Source organism: Bradyrhizobium sp., assembly GCF_036009065.1.
GTDB lineage: Bacteria > Pseudomonadota > Alphaproteobacteria > Rhizobiales > Xanthobacteraceae > Bradyrhizobium.
Genome location: NZ_DASYMN010000448.1, coordinates 1 through 3,527, shown reverse-complemented (window position 1 = coordinate 3,527; position 3,527 = coordinate 1). Strand labels below are relative to the sequence as shown.

The window sequence follows — 3,527 nt, the reverse complement described above, 5'->3', positions numbered from 1 at the left end:
TCGATCAATACGTCGTGGCACCGCATCTGCACCAAGGACCTCAACGTGCTGGGCTCCTGGGGATTCACCGGCAACGACCTGCCGCTCGGCGTCGACATGCTGTACCGGACCCGCGACAAATATCCGTGGCTGGAGATGCAGACGATCTATCCCTTCTCCGAGGAGGGGATCGGCCGTGCCGTCGCCGATGCGATGGCGATGAAGACGGTGAAATCGACTATCGTGCCGTGGCCGGAACTGGTGGACTGACTTAAGCGTGCAGGCTTTGGCGGATAGATTTGGAGGCTGATCATGGCAAGCCTACTTTATCACGACGGCAATCGCTCGTTTCAGGACGAATTTGGCAGCCGACGTCTTGCCGATCGCCTTGAAGAACAACTATCCCGCTCTGAGTTCACCGACGATGACAAGAGCTATATCGAAAGCAGCATCTATTTCTTTATCGCGACCGCCGACGCATCCGGACATCCGGATTGCTCTTTTAAAGGCGGCGCGCCGGGGTTTGTCCGGGTCACCGGACCATCGGAACTGGCATTTCCCGATTACGACGGCAACGGTATGTTCAAGAGTATCGGCAACCTCGCAGTCAATCCGCATGTCGGGCTTTTGTTCATTGCAATGCATGGCAAGCCGAAGCGATTGCGTATCAACGGCGAGGCCCGGACCGACCGTGACGATGCTTTGCTCTCCGATACCGTCGGTGCGCAAATGATCGTTCGCGTCAAGGTGAACGTGATTTTTCCGAATTGCCCGCGCTACATTCCTTCCCTGACACTCACCGAGCCTTCGGTGTATGTTCCGCACGCCGGCGTCACCCCCATCGAGCCGGCGTGGAAATGCTTTGATGCGTTCAAGGATCTCGTGCCCCCGCGCAGGGACCGGCAAAGCGACTAGAGCGTGATGAATTTAGGTTGAAGCGCGCGTCACCTCTCCCCCGCAGGGGAGAGGTCGAAGCCGCAGCGCAGCGCAGGCTTCGGGTGTGGGGTCTCTCCACGCAATTGGACTCGCGGATAGGCCCCTCACCCGCCGCGCATCTGACGATGCGCGTCGACCTCTCCCCTGCGGGGAGAGGTGAGCTGAGCGTCGCGGCGATTCAATTTTAGCGCAAGCCCTCATAGACCATGAGGCCGCGCGCGACCTTGAGTTTGCGCAACACGCGAGGCCCAAGGGGCTGCGGCGGATGGCCGAGGTAGCGCCACGAAGTGAGGTTGAAATCCCTGACCGCGCCATGACTGCCGCCGAACGGCGCCAGCAGTCCGGTCAGGCTCAGCGGCGTGTGGGCGCGGTGGTTGAATGGCAGCAGCAGCAATTCCAGATGCGCCACCGCGCCATCTTCGGCGGTCGCGGTAATGCCGGCCACCGCGGCCAGCATTTCCTCGGCGACGACGCCGACGATATCCTCGATCTCGCGGCGGCAGCCGGGGTTGAACAGCGCTGAAAAACTCGATCCCTTGCGGTCGCAGCCGAGCAGCGCGCAGACCCGCGTTCCGGCGACGCGAAACGGATAGCCGGCGGATGGGTCGTAGGACAGCACGAAGATGTCGCCGAGCAGTTCGCGCACGGCGCCAGGCTCGATCTCGCCGCGGTCGGGAGCGCGCGCGTGCCCACGCTGTTGGTCCCAATATGCGAAAAATTCCCGGCTCGACGGATGCTTCATGACTTAGTGATCCTGACCCGCGCCGTCATGAAAGAGACACATCTGTCCCGCTTTCACGCACCGCGCGTCCCCCTGTTTGTTGTGCAGGAGAGGTCTTGCAGCGTCCATGCCGCAGCCGCTTTTGCGCAGGTTTTGCGCAAGGTTTGTGGCGTTAACGTTAAGTTAACTATGCGGTTGGTGCTGCGGCCGAAGCGGGTAATGTCCGCGCCTCCTCGCCGGTTTTCTCCAGGGCCGGCGGGTACAGGTGGCGTCAAACAGTTTGGTCATCGCGCGGGAAGGGGTGGGTATGTTGCCCATTTCCTTTGTGCGGCAAGATCGGCATCGACAAAGGGAGGGCTTCTCAGGCCCTCCCTTTTTTTACCTCAGCGTCATGGCCGCATACGATTCACAACGCGCCGCGTGCCGCGGAGGCAGCAGCGCATGCGTAGCGGTGCAGAACCCGGGACCATACCAAACACCGCCCTTTGTTACGGCCCGGCTCCAGGGCATTCGCCGGGACGACGAAAATATTTTTGCGGAACCCAAAAATTCCTATTGATTGATTCCTATTTTCCTGTATATATTCCGTGTCCTGTTCGATGAGGGCCGCTTTCTAGAAGCGATCCTGCAGTGGACAGAGCGAAAGCTGGCCGGACCGGGGCGCCCCGGAACGGTCGACAGGCCGGTGGCCAGGTGGAGCGCCGGGAGGCGCAGCGCCTTGCCTAGGGCGCGCGCGGTCTCACCTTGCCGCGCGAGGTGGGTACGTTAATCCCGCCTCAAAGGATGCCCGCTGGCATCCTGGCGCCTCCCGCCGCTCCATCCCCTCGCTTGGGTTCGCGAGGGACTGGCAAACCTCGGACGCATCGCGCCGCGAGAATGCAGAAGCTTGGTTGGTTGAATCTGTGGATCAGAAATCAACGACGCGTCGACACAAATTCAGCGTGTAGGGCGCAATAAGCGGCGCGTCGCGACGCGCATTGCGCCGCCTTACGCGAAAGAGCGGCGGACAGATGGCGCAATGCGCTTCGCTTATTGCGCCCTACGCTCTCGAAGGATGGCCGCGGGCACTTGTGGCGATCCTTCGAGGCTCGCCGAAGACGGCGAGCACCTCAGAGTTTGTGAATCTATTCGAGTTTCGACGTTTCTGCGGGTCCTAAGTCTTTGATTTGACTCATGTCGGAAAACGCAAAAATCAATAGATTCACAAGCTCTCAGGATGACGGCAGTTGTTGGTCTTCTCGCCAGCAAAAGATGTGTGCATGCCCTAGGTCGAAGGCGGGGACGACGTCTTCATCGGAGCGCCGAAGCGGCTTCGTCCCCGCAGTCAAGCCCGCGCATCACAACGAATGCCGCGCCGCAGCCGGGGCCGCGTGCGTCCATTTGCGCCCGCAGCCCATGGCAGCGCCGGTTTTGCTCCTTGCGCCCTGGGGCCAAGCCGCCTATTTGGGCGCATCGCCCAGCACCGCCGCTTCACCGAGGTTGTCGACTCCTTGGATTCCCCGCCAGAACTCACCCACGACGCCCCGCGCGAACCGATCCTGACGCTGCCGGGCGCCTTGAGCGCCTATGTCCTGCTGCTCGCGGTGCTCCATCTGCGCGTGCTGCTGCCGCCGGATCTGGAATACTGGACCATCGAAGTGTTCGGCTTCATTCCCAAGCGTTATGATTCCACGTTGCTGGCGACGCCGTTTCCCGGCGGCTCGCCCGCCAAGGCGTGGTCCTTGGTGACCTATTCGCTGCTGCATGCCAATCTCAGCCACATCGGATTCAACGTGCTGTGGCTGCTGCCGTTCGGAAGTGCGGTGGCGCGCCGCTTCGGCGCAATGCGGTTCTTCCTGTTCATGGCGGTGACCGCGATTGCCGGCGCGCTGGCGCATCTGGTTACCCACGA

The 3,527-nt window shown here is 61.5% G+C and carries 3 protein-coding genes and 1 pseudogene; 3 read left to right on the top strand and 1 reads right to left on the bottom strand.

Annotation, left to right across the window (positions count from 1 at the left end; translation table 11 throughout):
• A pseudogene (locus VGP39_RS26790) lies at nucleotides 1–249 on the top strand (sorbitol dehydrogenase); the annotation flags it as partial.
• A 42-nt stretch (nucleotides 250–291) separates the two neighbouring features.
• Nucleotides 292–894, top strand: coding sequence for a pyridoxamine 5'-phosphate oxidase family protein (locus VGP39_RS26785; RefSeq protein WP_327571111.1), 603 nt, complete (start codon nucleotides 292–294; stop codon nucleotides 892–894).
• A 205-nt stretch (nucleotides 895–1,099) separates the two neighbouring features.
• On the opposite strand, the gene VGP39_RS26780 is transcribed toward VGP39_RS26785, so the two are convergent.
• On the bottom strand, nucleotides 1,100–1,657 hold the full coding sequence (locus VGP39_RS26780) for a PAS domain-containing protein (RefSeq protein WP_327571110.1): 558 nt from the start codon (nucleotides 1,655–1,657) through the stop codon (nucleotides 1,100–1,102).
• A 1,469-nt stretch (nucleotides 1,658–3,126) separates the two neighbouring features.
• Between VGP39_RS26780 and VGP39_RS26775 the strand changes: the two genes are divergently transcribed.
• Nucleotides 3,127–3,527, top strand: a 401-nt coding sequence (locus VGP39_RS26775) for a rhomboid family intramembrane serine protease (protein ID WP_327571109.1), incomplete at its 3' end; no start/stop codon positions are given.